The sequence below is a fragment of the Halobaculum sp. EA56 genome (assembly GCF_051195075.1).
Classification (GTDB): Archaea; Halobacteriota; Halobacteria; order Halobacteriales; family Haloferacaceae; genus Halobaculum.
In genome coordinates, this window is the sequence record NZ_JBNTJX010000002.1 from 305992 (window position 1) to 322327 (window position 16336).

Genomic DNA, 16336 nt, shown 5'->3' on the forward strand with positions numbered 1-16336 from the left:
GCGGCGGCGCCCCGCATCAATCCACGGGAACCGGCGCGGCGAGCGGGAGCGCGCCGGCGGGCGCGGGGAGGCCCGTCAGTCGTCGCACGCGGTACCGACGTCGTCGCCCGGGGCGTCGACCCCGTCGGCCGTCGACCCGTCGGCGGCGTCGGGGCTCCCGTCGGCGCCGGTCGGCTCCGACCCGCCGCCCGGACTCCCGAGGCGTCCCGCGACGACGAGGTAGTCGCGGGCGAACACCGCGAGCGAGGGGGCGAGCACGACGGCCGCGAGCGCCGCGACCACCGACGGGGGCAGGACCGGCGCGAGCGCGACGGCGATGAACGCCATCTGGAGGCCCGCCAGCGGCCGGCGGACGCGGCTGTCGGGGAGGGGGAACACCGGGAGGCCGCGCCGGCGGCGGCGCCAGCGACCGAGCCTGTAGAGGTAGCGCGCGGCCGACAGCGAGAGGTACCAGACGGGCAGGCGCCCCCACGCGACGCCCACGAGGGGCGCGACGAGGAACCCCAGCGTGTCGACCCCCATGTCGAGCTTCTCGCCGAGGACGGTCCGCCGGCCGAGGGTCCGGGCGAGCGCGCCGTCGAGGGCGTCCAGCGCCGCGCCCGCCCCGTACAGCAGCGCCGGGGCCCACGCGAGCGCGCCGGCGATCGGCCCGGTCAGCAGGAAGCCCGCGACCCCGGCGTACAGCAGCCCGCGACCCAGCGTCACCGCGTTCGCGACGCCGACGCCGGCGCCGCCGGCGACGGACGAGGGCTCGTCGGGCGGGTGGTTCAGCCCCGTCCGCCGGAGCAGGAACAGGCACTCCCACGCGGCGACCGCCGCGGCGGGGACCAGCCACGCGCCGGCGGTCCCCGGCCCGACGGCGGCGGTGAGGGCGCCGGCGCCGCCGCCGACGGCCAGGAGCGCGAGGGCGACCCAGGCGACGGCGCCCGCACCCGGCGCCGATCGGTCGACCGCGGCGGGGTCGGCGTCGCTCATCGCTCGAACCCCGGATCGGCGAGGCCGTCCAGTCGCCGGCGCTGCCCCCCGGAGAGTTCGACCCGGGCGGCCGCGAGGTTCTCCACGACGTGGTCGGGGTCGGTGCTGGACGGGATGGGGACGACGCCGGCGGCGACGTTCCACGCGAGCACCGCGCCGGCGGGGGTCGTCCCGGCCTCCTCGGCCACCTCCCGAACGACCGGCTCCGCGAGCAGCCCCGGCGCCGACAGCGGCGAGTGCGCGACCACGCGGATCCCGCGCCCGTGGCACCACTCGACGAGGGCCGACCTCGGCGTGTACGGGTGCCGTTCCACCTGGACCAGCGCGGGCGCGACGCCCGTCTCGGCCACGAGGTCGCGCAGGCGGTCGAGGTCGACGTTGCAGATGCCGATCGTCCGGGTGAGGCCCGCGTCGCGGAGCGACGCGAGGTCGCGCCACGTGTCCGCGAGGTCGCGGTCGGCGGTCGCGCGCTCGCCGTCGGCGTCGGTCGGGAACGTCAGCGCCTCCCGCTCGTCGACGGGGACCTCCGCGAGGCGGCGCAGGGCCCCTTGGTACGCCCAGGCGTCCGGCCAGTGGAGCGCGTAGCAGTCGAACGCGTCGACGCCCAGTTCCGACAGCGACCCCTCGCAGGCCTCCCGGAGGTGGCCGTGGTTCGTGTTCCACGCCTTCCCCAGCAGGAACAGCCCCTCGCGGTCGGGGGAGCCGGCCGCGTCGAGCAGGTCGCCGATCCGCGACTCGTTGCCGTACAGCTCCGCCGAGTCGAGCAGGCGGTAGCCCGCGTCCAGGGCGGTCCCGATCGAGTCGACCCGGTCGACGTACTCCTCCCCCCGGTAGCGCGAGCAGCCGAACCCGACCGGCGGGAGCCGGAGCGCGGCGCCGTCGGGGACGACCCACGCGGGCGGGCGGACCGGCGGCGGACCGCGGGCGTCGCGGGCGGCTTCGCTCGCGTCGACGCCGGCGATCGGTCGACCGGTCCCGTCGGGGTCGCTCGCCTCCGCCTCGACGGCCGCACAGACGGCGACGACGTGGGCGGCCCGCCGGGCCGAGTCGCGCGGGCGGTCGCCCCGCTCGACGGCGCGGGCGAGGCGGGCGGGGCCGTCGAGGTGCGACCGTTCGCGTCGCGGGCGGGGGTGCGGCGCCGACACGGGCTCGCGGTCGCCGCCGCGCGCGCGCACCGCGTCGCGGTCGGCGGCCATCGCGCCGGCGTCCGAGAGGTAGAGCGTGCCGTCGTCGCCGTGGAGCTCCACGGAGTAGAACTCCCGGCTCCGGTGGTCGGCGTAGAGACTCGCCCGGAGGGAGACGGTCGGTCCGTCCGCGAACGCCAGCGTCGCCTCGACGTGCGGTAAGGCCCCCGGACGGTCGGTCTCGCGGTCGGGCCAGGCGTCGACGGCGTCGGCCGAGCGGACGCGCCCGACCGGGCCGAACCAGTCGACGAGCACCGACAGCGGGTACACCGCGCCGTCGTACAGCGGGCCGACCGAGAGGAACGAGCCGGGCCGGTCGTGCCACTCGGTGACGCGCCCGACGTGTGCGGTCGCGTACGCGAGGCGGACGTCCCCGAGGCGGCCGTCGTCGAGGAGGGTCCGGGCGTGGCGCTGGGCGTCGCACTCGGGCGCGATGGGCGCGCACCCGAGCGCCAGGTCGCGCTCGCGGGCGAGCGCGAGCAGGTCGGCCGCCTCGGCGGGGGAAAGCGCCAGCGGCTTCTCGGAGAAGACGTGTCGCCCGGCGTCGAGGCACGCACGCGTCACCTCGGCGTGAGACCCGTGGCTCGTGAGTGTGACCGCGAGCGGGGCGTCCTCGGCGGCGAGCATCGCGTCGAGGTCGGCGTAGACGGCGGGCCGATCGGGTGCGGGGGCGGGGGAATCGCCGTCCCCGTCCGCGTTCCCGGGGGCGTCGTCGTCGCCCGCGACGGCCGCCGCGAACGACTCGGCGCGCTCCCGGTCGAGGTCGCAGACGGCCGACAGCGACAGCGGCGAGTCCGCGAGTCCGGCGGCGTACAGCCGCGCGACCGAACCGGCGCCGACGAACAGGCAGTCCACGGATCCCGAACGGGCCGGCCGAGTAAATAACCCGAGGCCGACCCGCGTCGCGTCGGGCGGATCCGGCGCGGAGACGGAGAACGGCAGGCTTTTTCGCGCCCCGTCGGAATCCGAGGGTACGCCATGAGCTACGACATCGCCGAGCGCCCCGAGGAGGGCGAGGTCATCACCCTCGCCGACGAGGAGACGGGCGAACTCGACGTTCCCGATAACCCGATCATCCCGATCATCCACGGCGACGGCATCGGAACCGACGTCGGACCGGCCGCCCAGAAGGTACTCGACGCGGCCGCCGAGGCGACCGGCCGCTCCATCGCGTGGATGCGCGTGTACGCCGGCGAGAGCGCCCGCGAGAAGTACGACGAGAACCTCCCCGCCGAGACCGTCGAGGCGTTCCGCGAGTTCCGCGTCGGCATCAAGGGCCCGCTGACGACGCCGGTCGGCTCCGGGTTCCGTTCCCTGAACGTCGCGCTGCGCCAGACGCTCGACCTGTACGCGAACGTCCGCCCGACCTACCACCTCGAGGGCGTCCCGTCGCCGGTGAAGAACCCCGAGGAGATGGACATGGTCACCTTCCGGGAGAACACCGAGGACGTGTACGCCGGCATCGAGTACGAGGCCGGCACCGAGAAGGCCGAGCGGATGCGCGAGTTCGTCGAGGACGAGATGGGCAACGAGGACGTCATCCACGACGGCCCCGTCGGCATCGGCGTCAAGCCCATCTCGGAGTTCGCCTCCAAGCGCCTCATCCGGCAGGCGATCGACTACGCCCTCGACAACGACCGCGACTCGGTCACGCTCGTCCACAAGGGGAACATCATGAAGTTCACCGAGGCCGCCTTCCGCGACTGGGGCTACGAGCTCGTCGAGGAGGAGTACGGCGAGGACGTCATCACCGAGGACGAGCTGTGGGACGAGCACGACGGCGAGGCGCCCGAGGGCACGCTCGTCGTCAAGGACCGCATCGCGGACAACATGCTCCAGCAGCTCCTGACGCGCACGAGCGACTACGACGTCATCGCGACGATGAACCTCAACGGCGACTACATGTCCGACGCCGCCGGCGCCCAGATCGGCGGTCTCGGCATCGCGCCGGGCGTCAACTACGGCGACGGCAAGGCGCTGGCCGAGCCCGTCCACGGCTCCGCCCCCAAGTACGCCGGCGAGGACAAGGTGAACCCGACCGCGATGATCCTCTCGGGCCGCGAGATGCTCGAGTACCTCGGCTGGAACGACGCCGCGGACCTCGTCCGCGACGCCGTCGAGCAGCAGATCAGCGAGGGTCGCGTCACCTACGACCTCGAACGCCAGCGCGAGGGCGCCACGAAGCTCGCGACCTCCGAGTTCGCCGAGGAGGTCGTCGAGCGCATCCACGACCTCGCGTAGATCGGCCGCGCCCGACCCGGACCGGCGGTCCGCCGTCGCGTCCGAACCGCCGTCCGGCGCCCGCGTAGGTACGTCCCGCACACGACCGCACACCCGTTTTTCACGCTCCGCCGCCTACCCGTCGCCGTGGGTGACAACGACGAGGACCCCTTCGCGGGGATCCCGGACGACCCGACCGCGGACCTGGACCGCGCCGAGCAGACGCTCTCGATCCGCGTCGAGCGGCGCACGTACGACAAGCCCGTCACCGTGATCGAGGGGTTCGACCCCGACGCGGTCGACCTGCGCGAGCTGGCCTCCGAACTGAAGCGCGCCGTCGGCGCCGGCGGAACCGTCGACGACGGGGTCATCGAGGTCCAGGGCGAACACGCCGAGCGCGTCCGCGCCCTCCTCGAGGAGCGCGGCTTCACGGTCGCGTAGCGTCCCGCCTCCCTCGCCCGTTCCTGCCGTCCGCCCCGCGCTCCGCGTCCCGATCTCGGTGGCAGCAGCCTCAGAACGCCGAGAGCCGCGCGTCGCGCCCGTCGCCGAGGAACGCCTCCACGTCGTCGCGGTCGCTGCCGAACGGCGACGTGACGCTCGCGGCCGCCCGGATCAGCCGCTCGCGGTAGAACGCGGCGTCGTAGCCGTCCGGCTCCTCGAACGCGAGGCGGACCCGGCCCGCGCCCCGGGCGTCGTCGTCGACGACGACGTACGCGACCGACTGGCCGGCCGCGCGGTCGACGCCGGCGCGCTCGTACCGGTCGAGCGCGGCCGCCGTCAGCGTGTCGCGGTCGTACCCCTCGGGGTCCTTCGAGGCGCGGGTCCGGATCGTCAGGTCGGCGGGGTCGACGCCGCCCGTCCGGAGGTCGCGGAGGCGACGCGCGAGCACGCGACAGACGGCCCCGAGGGGGTCGTCGGCGAGGTCGGCGTCGGCGTCGCCGCGGTCACCGCCGCCGCCGTGTTCCCGGTCGCCGTCCCCGCCGAGCGCGCGGACCATCGCCCGCTGGGCGTCGGCGACGAAGTCGGTCGTGCTCCGCCGGCGACACTCGATCCCCCGGACGCGGTACGTCCCGTCCGCCCGTCGCCCGAAGTACTTCGTGAGCGCGCCGGCCCGCGAGCCGCGCTTCGGGACGAAACACGCCCAGTCGTACCGGGCCTCGAACTCCAGGGGGATCCCCACGGCGTCGCTCACCCGGGCGGCCACGTCGCGGGCGGGGGTCGCCGCGGGGCCGTCGACCGTGGCCGGGCCGCCGTCTCCGGACCCGCCCGCGCTGCCGCCGGCGTCCGCGGGGGTCACCCACAGGCTGTCGACGACGGCGTGAACCGTCCGCCAGCCGGCGGCCTCGAACGCGTCCTTCGCGTCGAGCAGCGCCTCGCGGGCGAACGCGTTGATCGCCTCGTGGCACTCGATCCGCCCGAACTTCGCGTTCCGGTAGCCCTGATAGCCGAAACACGACACGAGCACCCACTTGATCGCGTCGGCGACGCGGCCGGCGCGCTCGCGCTCGGCGGGGGCGGCGTCGTCGTCGTCGGCGACGCGCTTTGCGGCCGCGCGGTCGTCGAGCAGGCGCGCGAGCACGCCCGGGAGGAACCCCTCGCGGGCGCAGACCCGGTAGCCGAGGCCGGGGACGGCCGTCGTCCCCGAGTCGTCGTCGCCGCAGCAGTCGCAGCGGACCGTCTCGGGGCTGACGTTGTGCGCGCGGATGATCGCCGGGTACAGCGACGCGAAGTCCACCTCGACGACGTCGCGGTGAACGCCGACCTCCGGGGAGAGGGTGACGCCGCCGCGGTCGGCGTCGTGGAGCGTCCCGACCGGCTTGAAGCGCTCGGGCGTCCAGGGGCGCCACGGGGCGTGGACGCCCCGGCCGCGGGCGTGGTACACCTGCATCGAGGTGAGCACGCCGCCGATGCTCGCGCGGGCGGTCGCCTGCAGCGGGCGGCGCGAGCGCTCGGCGAGGTAGCACAGGCCGTCCAGGCCGGCCTCCGCCCACAGGAAGCTCCCCGCGCGGTCGACGACCGCGCGCCCGGGGACGGCGTACCGCGCCGGCGAGAAGCCCACGCGGCCGTAGCTCTCGTAGCTGTTCGAGCCGGCGAGCCGGCGCACCCCGCGTTCGTCGTGGCGTCCCCACCGGAACGGCACGCCGAGGTCGTCGGCGCGCTCGGCGACCAGCGGGAGCAGGTCCCCGCTGGACACCACCAGCACGTCCGGGTCGGTCCGGTCGAGCGCCCGCCCGAGCGCCTCCACGGCGGCCGCCTCGACCGCCTCGCCGCCGTCGGCCGCGTCGCGGGCCGCCGCCGGCTCGCCGTCGACCCGGAGGGGCGCCGCGTCGCCGGCCGCGAGCGCGTCTTCGGGGAGGTCGACCCGGAGCGTCGAGAGCGCGTCGGCGCCCCCGGCGGGCACCGGCGGCGTCCCCGTGTCGAGGCAGTAGCGGACCGTCGGGTCGAGGTCCACGTCGAACAGCCGGAGGGCGCCCGGCGGGTGCCGCGCGCGCTCGAACCCCCGGCGGACGCGCCGCGCGACGGGGCGGACCGCGTCGGGACCGGCGACGCGCACGCGGAGTATCCGCTCGCCCTCGCGGTCGGCCAGCGAGCGGTACCGGCGGACGCTCTCGACCCCCCGGACGCGGTCGTCGCCGGTGAGCCAGTCGGCCAGCCGGGCCCGCGTCCGCGAGGGGCCCGCGACGAGGAACGCCGGCTCGTACTCCGGGTCGCGCCGCGGGACGGCCGTCCGCAGGGCGTCGCAGTCGGTCGACTCCCCGCCGGACGCGTCGCCCGCCGTGCCCGCCGTCCCGCCGTCCTCCGGCCGCTCCCAGACGACGGCGTCGCCGTCGACGAACTCGACCGCGACGGTCATCCCGGCGTGTCCCCCTCGTCGCCGCGGGCGTCGGTCCCGGGACGGTCGCCCGCGTCGGCGTCGCCCTCGTCTCCCCCGTTCTCGCCCTCCTCGACGGCCGCCAGCCGCTCGCGGAGGCGACGGATCTCCGCCTCGTGGGCCAACAGCATCGAGAGGTACGTCGCCTCCAGCGGGTCCGGCGGGTTCTGCACGGCGGCGGCGTGGGCGTGGGCGGCCGCGCGCTCGAACAGGCGGTCGAAGTCGTCGCGGCGGCCGCGCCGGAGCGCCCGCCGGTACTCGCCCCAGTCGGCCTCGTATCCCTCCAGGAACCGGCGGTAGGTGGGCGTCGTCCGGCCCACTCACCCGCCCCCCGTCCCGTCGCCGCCGGCGGTCGCATCGAGCGGCCCGGGGACGCTCGCGGCCGCGGCGTCGGCGGGGGCCGGGTCCGCGAGCGGGTCCGCCGGGTCGACGCCGAACAGGTCGACCCAGTAGGGGACGGTCGTCTGCCAGCCGCCGGCGACGCGGTAGCCGCGCGGGACGTGTCCCGGCGCGTCGAAGCGCGTCCCGAACGGGGTCGCCTCGCAGTCGACGACGCGGTCGGCGGCGTCTGCGAGGGCCCCGGCGTGGTCGCCGTCGCCGGCGACCGAGACGAGGACGGGACAACCGAGCGCCGCCGCCAGCTCCGTCAGGACCGTCGTCCCCGCGCGCCGGAGCCGGCGCGCCTCGTCGGCCGGGGCGTCGCCCTCGCGGTACGGGAGCGCGGCGTTCGCGAGGACGACCAGCCGCGTCCCGGGGCGGGCGCGCTCGGGCAGCCGCCGGACCAGCTCGGCGTGCTGGTAGGCGGTGAACGCGCGGGCGACGCGGAGGCCGGCGAGCGTCCGGCGGGTCGGCGCGGCGTCGTACAGCCGTCGGGCGTCGGCGCCGCCGCCGGCGTCGACCCAGTAGGCGGGCCCCGGGTCGCGCGCGAGCCAGTCGGTCGCCAGGGCCGCGAGGGCGTCGGGGGTCGCCCCCGCGGTCCGGAGGACGGTGAGGCCGGGTTCGGGGGCGGGGCGGTCGACGGCGTCGTCTCGGGCGGCGGTCGCGGAGCGCATGGGGGATCGATCCCCCGCGGGGGTGTTAGGCGCGAGCCACGCGCGCGGCGGAAGTGAACGGGCCGCGCGCGGCCGCCCCCGCCGCGTCCGGCCGCGAGGCGGGCGGTTCGCGCGGGGTCGCCCCCTCGTCGCCGCGCGGAAGTGAACCGCCCCGCGGTCCCGCGCCCCGCCTCACTCCGCGAGGATCCGGTCGGCGCACTCGTAGCCGGCGACGACCCCGCCGTTCAGGCTCCGCTCGGGGTACTGCGCGCGGCTGGCCATCCCCGCGTAGTAGAGGCCGTCCGCGACCGCCCCGCCCAGGTCGTACGGCACCACCATGTCGAGGTAGCCGCGCTCGTAGATCGGCGCCGCCCGGGGGGCGCGGGCGATCCGGACGTCCGCGACCGAGTCCGGGTCGAAGTCGGGAAACATCTCGCCGATGTGCCCCAGCCAGCGCTCCTCGACCTCCGCGTCGCTCGCGCCCCAGAGCCACTCGTCCTCGCTCTGGACGTAGCTGGCGACGTACAGGAGGTGCTGGCCGCCGTAGCGCTCCGGCGGGACGAAGTTCGTGTGCTCGATGAGCGCGCCGAAGGGGGCGTCGTGGGCGACGTTGAGCCAGTAGGTGTCCGTCAGCGGCTCCTCCATCGTGACGACCGCGCAGACGGCCGCCTGGAAGTCGATGTCGCAGGCGTAGCCCGTCAGCTCCTCCAGCACGTTCGGCATCGTCGCCACGACCGCGCCGTCGACCGCCTCCGTCCGGGTCCCGCCGTCCCGCTCGACCGTGACCGCGGAGACGGCGCCGCCGTCGGTGTCGAGGTCGGTCACGCGCGCGCCCGCCTCGATGTGCTCGCGGCCCACGTCGTCGATCAGCGCCTCGATCAGGGGAGCGAACCCGCCGTCGAAGTAGCCGAGCACCTCCCCGCGCAGGAGGTCGCGCTCGCCGCGGAACTTGATCCGGCCGAGCAGCCACGCCGCGCTCACGTCGTCCTTGCGGGAGCCGAACTTGGCGTCGAGCAGCGGCTCGAAGAAGTTCTCGTAGACGCCGCGGGTGGTGTGCTCCACGAGGAACTCCCTGATGGGGACGTCCTCGAAGTCCGCGAGGTCGTCGTACGTGTCGAAGGCGGGGACGCCCCCGCGGACGTCGACCTCCATGGTGAGCATCCCCAGGCGGAACTTGTCGTACAGGCTCATGTGGGGGTACGCGAGGATCTGCCAGGGGGTGTCCAGCGGGTGGACCACCCCGTCGACGTAGTAGGCGTTCCGCCCGATCAGCCACTCCAGGCGGTCGCCGAGGCCCAGGTCCTCGGCCAGCTCGACGATGGTCTCCTCGGACTTCGAGAGGTGGTGGTAGAACTGTTCGACGTCGTCGCCCGCGGTCGGGTAGGTGCGCGCGAGCCCCCCGAGGGCGTCGGGGCCGCCGGCCTCGTACACCGTCACCTCGCGCCCGTTCGCGCGCAGGCGACGCGCGGCGGCGAGGCCCGCGATCCCGCCGCCGACGATGGCTATCATGGCCGGGAGTGCGGGACCGCGTGGCAAGTCGCTTGTGGATGGCCGGCGGTCGGACGCGGTCGACCCGGTCGACCCGGACCCGCGGTCGGCGTCGCGGCGTCGGTCGGTCCCTCCCGTCAGTGGTACCGGAACGGCCAGAGGGTCGGCCCCTCCGAGAGATGTCGTTTACTCGGGGTTCCCTCCTCGCGGTGCCACATGAACCCCCCGTACCAGACGACCGCGTCCTCCCACTCGGTGTCCTCGCCGTTCTGATAGAACGCCCGGTTGTACCGGTACGGCGTCCCGACGGCGGCGGTCTCGTCCCCCCGGTACCGGACGATGTCGACGTAGCGGACGGCGTAGTGGTCCGAGAACCGCGGTGCGATCATGTAGCCGCGATTCGGCGCCGCCTTGTCCATGACGGCCCACCTGACGGCCGTCCCGGGCGTCCGGGCGGCGGGTCCGGCGGACGGCCCGGTGGGCCCCTGGCTGTGCATTCGTCCCTCCGGGGAGTAGACCCACCAGCGCCGCTCGTTCCGCTCCGGGATCCAGCCCTTCCCCCAGCCGTGGCCGGTCGTCTCGGTGGGATCGTACAGCAGCGCCAGGTCGTCCGATGCGCCGGTCACGTCGAAGTCCAGACGCCAGTCGGGCATGTGCGACCAGTTCTGCTCCGTGTCGCGGGTGTAGTACGAGAACAACTGCGGCTGGATCTGCCCGTCCGCCCAGAAGCGCCACCGCTGCGTCCACCGCTGCGTCCCCCCGCCCATCGGAACGTCGTAGTGCGTCTCCAGGCCAACGTCCGACGTGTCGCCGTAGTAGCCCGTGTAGACGGAGACCTTCTTCCCGGGGGTCCCCGCGCGGTACTCGGCGGTCGCGTAGTTGAGCGACCAGGTGTGGAACTGCCCCGCGCCGGGCATGTTGATCGACGTGAGCGACGGGAGGCTCCCCCGGTACAGCACCTGCTGTCCGCGGTAGCGAACGTTCCGAACCGTGAGCCCGTCCGAGCGCGGCGGGGGGTCCAGCTCCCAGTCGAGTTCCCACAGCGGGTCCGACGCCGACGGCCACGTGATCCGCCCGCGCTCACTCATCGGGGTCACCCCCGGCGTTCCCCTCACCGTCGCCGGGGACCCGTCGGTCCCGGTCGCCCGTCCGGGACGGCCCCGAGCGCCCCCCGCCCGGGCCCTCGACGGGTCGGACCGTGAGCACCTCGTCGGTGCTCAGGTCCACCTCCGCGCGGTGGGTCGCGCGGACGCCCTCCGAGAGGCGCCGTCCGGCGCGCGCGTCGACCGAGACGACGGCGCCGCGGTGGGCGACCCGCGGGTGGGCCGGGTCGCCGGCGGTCACGGCGAAGGCGTCCGTGACCGCCCGCCCGCGACGGTCCTCGTCCACACGACCGGCCTCGACGAGGAGGTCGACCGCCCGGTCGACCTCCGCGGGCCCCAGTGGGACCGGACCGTCACGCTCGCTCAGTCCGACGACGTCGGTGCCGTCCGGCGTGACCGACACCTCGACGGCCGCGTCCTCGGTGTAGTCGTAGACGACGAGGCCGAGGGACTCGGTCCCCTCGCCGACGTCCCCCTCCCCGGGTTCGCCCTTCCGGTCCCGGCTGACGAGCCCGACCGGCTCGAAGCGGTGGCCGTCGAGGCGGTCCGCGACTCGGTCGTCGTCGAGCGCCGCGTCCAGCACGGCGCGGGCGCGCTCGACCGAGAGGTCCGGCGGGTCCGCCGGTACGTCGCCGTCGAACGGAGCCATCGGCGCCTCGCCGCCGTACGCAGTCCCGCCGTCGTCCGGCGACCCCGCCAGCGGACCGTGGTCGGGTTTCTCGCCCGGTCCGTACGGGGGTATCGGCCGTCGTTCCGTCCGTCCGTCGTCGTCCGATGGGTTGGTACCGCCCATCCACAGTAAGAATTTACTCCGACGATTAAGCGTATTTACACGTTGGTTCCACGAACCGGATCGGTTCGGGGTCGGCGACGAACGTGCGGCGACAACGCTGATACCGGATCGCGCCCAACCGTCGGTCATGGCAGACGACGACATCGAGGTGGACGTCGAGATGGAGGTCGAGGTCGACGGCGACGAACTGGAGGTCGAGGTCGGCGACGTCACCGAGTACGAGGCCGAACTGGAGGCCGACGGGCTGGAGATCGAGATCGAAGTCGAGGTCGAGCGTCACGGCGGCGACGACCACGAGGACCACGGGGAGCACGAACACGGGGAGACGGACGACGAGGACGAGGAGGACCACGAGGAGGGCAAGGGCGTGCTCGACCCGGACGAGCCGGAACACGGGGCCGACGTGGACGCCGAGCCGGACCCGGACGCCGAGGGGCCGGCCCACGAGGACTACGAGTAGGCCCGACGCGCGGACGGCCCCGCGGGCCCGCTCCGCCGTCGAACGCGCTTTTTAACCCGCGTCGCCGCCAACGCCGGGTATGAGCGAACCGCGCGTCCCCGGGGGCGGGGACGACGCCGTCGAGCTGCCGTGCGGCGAGACGCGGCCGATGTCGGTGTTCGACCTCGGCATGCGCGAGTACGACTGCGCCTGCGGCGCGAGCCACGGCGTCGTCACCGACGTGAACCCGCCCGAGCGCTTCCTCCCGGAGTTCCTCGTCACGACGCTGCGGGAGGCCGTCGAGACGACCAGCGAGGAGCTGCCGGAGTTCGGCACCCCGCACCTGATGGGCATCGTGCTGGAGGAGTTCCCCGAGCGGGTGACGGCCGTCGACGCCAGCGAGAACCCCGACATGGGGTACTCGATGCTGTGGGTGACCGAGTTCGACTCCCGCCGGCTCCACGAGGTCATCGTGGAACTGGTAGTGGAGCTGATGGAGCACGCCGTGAGCCACGCAGACGACTCCGCGGCGATGACGCAGTTCGAGGAGAAGATGCTCCAGTTCGACGTGGGCGAGTTCGTCGACCAGTACCGCGCCGAGCGGGACCTCGACGCCGACGACGTGTACGTCTGACCTGCGGGGCGTCCCTGCCCGTCGCCTTCGCCTCGTTGCCTCCACCCGCCGCCGCTTCTCGCGCCGCCTCCGACGGTTCCCGACCGACGCCGGGGAGCGGCGGGTCCGCCTCCGGGGTGTGTCACCCGTTCGCATTACGAATTTCGTAAACTCGCTACGAAAATCGGTGCGAGTCGTCGGCCTTATTACGATGAACGCACTCGGTGGCGGTAATGAGCCACGACACCGGGGAGGAGGACCGCACCATCCTCCTCATCGGCAGCGGCCCGATCCAGATCGGACAGGCGGCCGAGTTCGACTACTCCGGCGCGCAGGCGTGTCGCGCGCTGCAGGAGGAAGGCGCGCGGGTCGTCCTCGTGAACTCCAATCCCGCGACGATCATGACGGACCCGGAGATGGCCGACAAGGTGTACATCGAGCCGATCACCACCGAGGCCATCAGCGAGGTCATCGCGAAGGAGCGCCCCGACGGCGTCATCGCCGGCCTCGGCGGGCAGACCGGCCTGAACGTCACCGCCGAGCTGGCCGAGGAGGGCGTGCTCGACGAGTACGACGTCGACATCATGGGGACGCCGCTGGACACCATCTACGCGACCGAGGACCGCGACCTGTTCCGCCGGCGCATGGAGGAGCTCGGGCAGCCGGTCCCCGCCTCGACGACCATCTCGATGGACGAGGACGAGTCGGTCGAGGCGCTGACGGAGGCGGACCTCCGCGAGCGCGTCGAGGACGCCGTCGACGCGGTGGGCGGGCTCCCGGTCATCGCGCGCACGACCTACACCCTCGGCGGGAGCGGGTCGGGCGTCGTCGACGAGATGGACGAGCTGGTCGCCCGCGTGCGCAAGGGGCTGCGCCTCTCGCGCAACTCGGAGGTGCTCATCACCGAGTCCATCTCCGGGTGGGTCGAGCTGGAGTACGAGGTGATGCGCGACGCGGACAACTCCTGTGTCATCATCTGCAACATGGAGAACCTCGACCCGATGGGCATCCACACGGGCGAGTCCACCGTCGTCACGCCCTCGCAGGTCATCCCCGACGACGGCCACCAGGAGATGCGCGACGCCGCCCTCGAGGTCATCCGCGACCTGGGCATCCAGGGCGGGTGTAACATCCAGTTCGCCTGGCGCGACGACGGCACCCCCGGCGGCGAGTACCGCGTCGTGGAGGTGAACCCGCGCGTCTCCCGCTCCTCCGCGCTGGCGTCGAAGGCGACGGGCTACCCGATCGCCCGCGTCACCGCGAAGGTCGCGCTCGGCAAGCGCCTCCACGAGATCACCAACGAGATCACCGGCGAGACGACGGCGGCGTTCGAGCCGGCCATCGACTACGTCGTGACGAAGGTGCCGCGCTGGCCCATCGACAAGTTCGAGGAGACCGACTTCACGCTCTCGACGGCGATGAAGTCCACGGGGGAGGCGATGGCCATCGGACGGACCTTCGAGGAGAGCCTGCTGAAGGCGTTGCGCTCCTCGGAGTACGACCCTGCCGTCGACTTCGGCGACCTGGAGGACCAGGAACTGCGCGAGGAGTACCTCGAACGCCCCAGCCCCGACCGCCCGTACGCGATGTTCGAGGCGTTCGAGCGCGGCTTCGACGTGGAGGAGGTCGTCGAGGCAACGGGGATCTACGAGTGGTACGTCGAGCGCTTCGAGCGCATCGTCGAGGCGAGCAAGGAGGTCGTCGACGGGGAGTTCACCCCCGCGGCGATCGCCGGCTTCACGAACGCCGAGATCAGCGCGTTGGCCGGCAACGTCTTCGAGGACTCCAGCCTCACGTGGCTGCCGGAGACGCGCGGGGCGTGGCGCGAGGCCGCCGAGGTGCCAGCGGCCCACGCCGGCGGCGAGGAACTGCCGGTGTCGGCGGCCCGCGCGGGGGTCGGGGAAATCGAGGCGCAGGTGCCCGGCCGCACCTACAAGCAGGTCGACACCTGCGCCGGCGAGTTCGAGGCGTCCACGCCGTACTACTACTCCTCGCGCAAGCCGGAGTGGTTCTCGGGGCCCTACGAGGGCGACGCCGCCGCCGGCGAACTGCGCGTCGACCGCGACGCCGAGAGCGTCGTCGTCGTGGGCGGCGGCCCGATCCGCATCGGCCAGGGGGTCGAGTTCGACTACTGCTCGGTCCACGCGGTGCGCGCGCTCCGCGAGGCGGGCATCGAGGCGCACGTCGTCAACAACAACCCCGAGACCGTCTCCACGGACTACGACACCTCCGACGGCCTGTTCTTCGAGCCGATCACCGCCGAGGAAGTCGCCGACGTCATCGAGGCGACCGGCGCCGACGGCGTGATGATCCAGTTCGGCGGACAGACCTCCGTCGACATCGGCGAGCCGCTGCGCGACGAACTGGAGCGCCGCGGCGTCGACTGCGACATCATGGGCACCTCCGTCGAGGCGATGGACCTCGCGGAGGACCGCGACCGCTTCAACCGCCTCATGGACGAGCGCGGCATCGCCCAGCCCGAGGGGGGCTCCGCCACCAGCGAGGCGGAGGCGCTGGATCTCGCGCGCGACATCGGCTACCCGGTGCTCGTGCGTCCGAGCTACGTGCTCGGCGGGCGCGCGATGCGCGTCGTCGACGACGACGCGGAGCTGAAGGAGTACATCGAGGAGGCGGTGCGCGTCTCCCCGGACAAGCCGATCCTCGTCGACGAGTTCCTCGCGGACGCGGTGGAACTCGACGTCGACGCCGTCGCCGACGGCGAGGACGTCCTCGTCGGCGGCGTGATGGAGCACGTCGAGGCCGCGGGGGTCCACTCCGGCGACTCCGCGTGCGTCATCCCGCCGCGCTCGCTGGACGAGGCGACGATGACCCGCGTGCGCGAGGTGACCGAGGAGATCGCCGACGCCCTCGACACGGTCGGCCTTCTGAACGTCCAGCTGGCCGTGCGTGATGGCGAGGTGTACGTGCTGGAGGCGAATCCGCGCTCCTCGCGCACGGTCCCGTTCGTCTCGAAGGCGACGGGCGTCCCGATCGCGAAGCTCGCCGCCCGCGTGATGGCCGGCGAGTCGCTGTCCGACATCGACGTCGACGAGGCCGTCCCCGAGCACTTCTCGGTGAAGGAGGTCGTCCTGCCGTTCGACCGCCTGCCGAACTCGGACCCGCGCCTCGGCCCCGAGATGAAGTCGACGGGCGAGGTGATGGGCACCGCGAGCGACTTCGGCGTCGCCTACGGCAAGGCGCTCGACGCCGCCGGGGGGCGGCTCCCCGACGGCGGCACCGTCGTCTTCGAGACGGTCGGCGACAGCCTGCCGCGCGACGGCACCGAGGAGTTCGAGCACCTCCGCGCGGGCCTGGAGGAGTACTACGAGATCGGGGCGGTCGCGGACGTGGAGGAGGCGCTGCGCACCGGCGAGATCGACCTCCTCGTGAGCGACGAGGTCGACGCGCTGCGCGCGGCCGTCACCGAGGAGGTGGCGTACCTCTCGACGACCGAGTCGGTCGAGGCGTCGCTTGAGGCGCTGGCCTCCCGGGCGGCCGGGGAGGACCTCGACGTGCTCGCGGTGTCCGAGCGCCCGCGCCACCTCGAGGACTGGGGCCGGAGCGACTGAGCGCCGAGCGAGGCGACCGAGCGCCGGCCGAAGCGATCGACCCCCGCCT

Annotated in this window: 13 protein-coding genes; 5 read left to right on the forward strand and 8 right to left on the reverse strand. The window is 74.0% G+C overall.

Annotated elements, in window-relative coordinates; translation table 11 throughout:
- Window positions 1-75 precede the first annotated feature (75 nt).
- Both ACQUQ1_RS04715 and ACQUQ1_RS04720 read right to left on the reverse strand, forming a co-directional pair.
- On the reverse strand, window positions 76-975 hold the full coding sequence (locus ACQUQ1_RS04715) for a CDP-alcohol phosphatidyltransferase family protein (protein WP_435063110.1): 900 nt from the start codon (window positions 973-975) through the stop codon (window positions 76-78).
- Window positions 972-3014: an aldo/keto reductase gene (locus tag ACQUQ1_RS04720; RefSeq protein ID WP_435063111.1), complete on the reverse strand. Its 2043-nt coding sequence runs from the start codon at window positions 3012-3014 to the stop codon at window positions 972-974. Before ACQUQ1_RS04720 ends, ACQUQ1_RS04715 begins: the two co-directional genes overlap by 4 nt.
- Window positions 3015-3137: 123 nt before the next feature.
- On the opposite strand from ACQUQ1_RS04720, the gene icd reads away from it, so the two are divergent.
- Both icd and ACQUQ1_RS04730 read left to right on the forward strand, forming a co-directional pair.
- On the forward strand, window positions 3138-4400 hold the full coding sequence (gene icd, locus ACQUQ1_RS04725) for an isocitrate dehydrogenase (NADP(+)) (RefSeq protein ID WP_435063112.1): 1263 nt from the start codon (window positions 3138-3140) through the stop codon (window positions 4398-4400).
- Window positions 4401-4526: 126 nt separating this feature from the next.
- Window positions 4527-4820, forward strand: coding sequence for a translation initiation factor (locus tag ACQUQ1_RS04730; protein WP_435063113.1), 294 nt, complete (start codon window positions 4527-4529; stop codon window positions 4818-4820).
- A gap of 70 nt (window positions 4821-4890) precedes the next feature.
- Here the strand turns inward: ACQUQ1_RS04730 and ACQUQ1_RS04735 are convergent, their stop codons facing one another.
- The 6 genes from ACQUQ1_RS04735 to ACQUQ1_RS04760 form a co-directional block, all read right to left on the reverse strand.
- Complete coding sequence (locus tag ACQUQ1_RS04735; protein WP_435063114.1) at window positions 4891-7233, reverse strand: type B DNA-directed DNA polymerase; 2343 nt, start codon at window positions 7231-7233, stop codon at window positions 4891-4893.
- Window positions 7230-7571, reverse strand: a complete 342-nt coding sequence (locus ACQUQ1_RS04740) for a hypothetical protein (protein WP_435063115.1) — start codon at window positions 7569-7571, stop codon at window positions 7230-7232. Before ACQUQ1_RS04740 ends, ACQUQ1_RS04735 begins: the two co-directional genes overlap by 4 nt.
- Window positions 7572-8303, reverse strand: coding sequence for a hypothetical protein (locus tag ACQUQ1_RS04745; protein WP_435063116.1), 732 nt, complete (start codon window positions 8301-8303; stop codon window positions 7572-7574).
- 171 nt (window positions 8304-8474) lie between these two features.
- A complete protein-coding gene (locus ACQUQ1_RS04750) occupies window positions 8475-9791 on the reverse strand; it encodes an NAD(P)/FAD-dependent oxidoreductase (RefSeq protein WP_435063117.1) in 1317 nt (438 codons plus the stop codon).
- Window positions 9792-9907: 116 nt separating this feature from the next.
- On the reverse strand, window positions 9908-10858 hold the full coding sequence (locus tag ACQUQ1_RS04755; RefSeq protein WP_435063118.1) for a hypothetical protein: 951 nt from the start codon (window positions 10856-10858) through the stop codon (window positions 9908-9910).
- Window positions 10851-11666 (reverse strand): hypothetical protein, encoded by an 816-nt coding sequence (locus tag ACQUQ1_RS04760; RefSeq protein ID WP_435063119.1) that lies wholly within the window; start codon window positions 11664-11666, stop codon window positions 10851-10853. The genes ACQUQ1_RS04755 and ACQUQ1_RS04760 overlap by 8 nt, the downstream gene beginning before the upstream one ends.
- A 127-nt stretch (window positions 11667-11793) precedes the next feature.
- Here ACQUQ1_RS04760 and ACQUQ1_RS04765 point away from each other — a divergent pair, with 127 nt between their 5' ends.
- The 3 genes from ACQUQ1_RS04765 to carB all read left to right on the forward strand — a co-directional run bounded on the left by ACQUQ1_RS04765 (window position 11794) and on the right by carB (window position 16287).
- Window positions 11794-12126 (forward strand): hypothetical protein, encoded by a 333-nt coding sequence (locus ACQUQ1_RS04765; RefSeq protein ID WP_435063120.1) that lies wholly within the window; start codon window positions 11794-11796, stop codon window positions 12124-12126.
- 79 nt (window positions 12127-12205) lie between these two features.
- A complete protein-coding gene (locus ACQUQ1_RS04770) occupies window positions 12206-12739 on the forward strand; it encodes a DUF5815 family protein (RefSeq protein WP_435063121.1) in 534 nt (177 codons plus the stop codon).
- A 212-nt stretch (window positions 12740-12951) separates the two neighbouring features.
- Window positions 12952-16287 carry a carbamoyl-phosphate synthase large subunit gene (gene carB, locus ACQUQ1_RS04775; RefSeq protein ID WP_435063122.1) on the forward strand — a complete coding sequence of 1112 codons (3336 nt, stop codon included), beginning with the start codon at window positions 12952-12954 and terminating at the stop codon, window positions 16285-16287.
- Window positions 16288-16336 lie beyond the last annotated feature (49 nt).

What these genes read in the sequence shown, in the direction of transcription:
- ACQUQ1_RS04715 (WP_435063110.1), bottom strand. Translation starts at nt 975, where the DNA reads ATGAGCGACGCCGACCCCGCCGCGGTCGACCGATCGGCGCCGGGTGCG.
- icd (WP_435063112.1), top strand. Translation starts at nt 3,138, where the DNA reads ATGAGCTACGACATCGCCGAGCGCCCCGAGGAGGGCGAGGTCATCACC.
- ACQUQ1_RS04735 (WP_435063114.1), bottom strand. Translation starts at nt 7,233, where the DNA reads ATGACCGTCGCGGTCGAGTTCGTCGACGGCGACGCCGTCGTCTGGGAG.
- ACQUQ1_RS04745 (WP_435063116.1), bottom strand. Translation starts at nt 8,303, where the DNA reads ATGCGCTCCGCGACCGCCGCCCGAGACGACGCCGTCGACCGCCCCGCC.
- ACQUQ1_RS04750 (WP_435063117.1), bottom strand. Translation starts at nt 9,791, where the DNA reads ATGATAGCCATCGTCGGCGGCGGGATCGCGGGCCTCGCCGCCGCGCGT.
- ACQUQ1_RS04755 (WP_435063118.1), bottom strand. Translation starts at nt 10,858, where the DNA reads ATGAGTGAGCGCGGGCGGATCACGTGGCCGTCGGCGTCGGACCCGCTG.
- ACQUQ1_RS04760 (WP_435063119.1), bottom strand. Translation starts at nt 11,666, where the DNA reads ATGGGCGGTACCAACCCATCGGACGACGACGGACGGACGGAACGACGG.
- ACQUQ1_RS04765 (WP_435063120.1), top strand. Translation starts at nt 11,794, where the DNA reads ATGGCAGACGACGACATCGAGGTGGACGTCGAGATGGAGGTCGAGGTC.
- ACQUQ1_RS04770 (WP_435063121.1), top strand. Translation starts at nt 12,206, where the DNA reads ATGAGCGAACCGCGCGTCCCCGGGGGCGGGGACGACGCCGTCGAGCTG.
- carB (WP_435063122.1), top strand. Translation starts at nt 12,952, where the DNA reads ATGAGCCACGACACCGGGGAGGAGGACCGCACCATCCTCCTCATCGGC.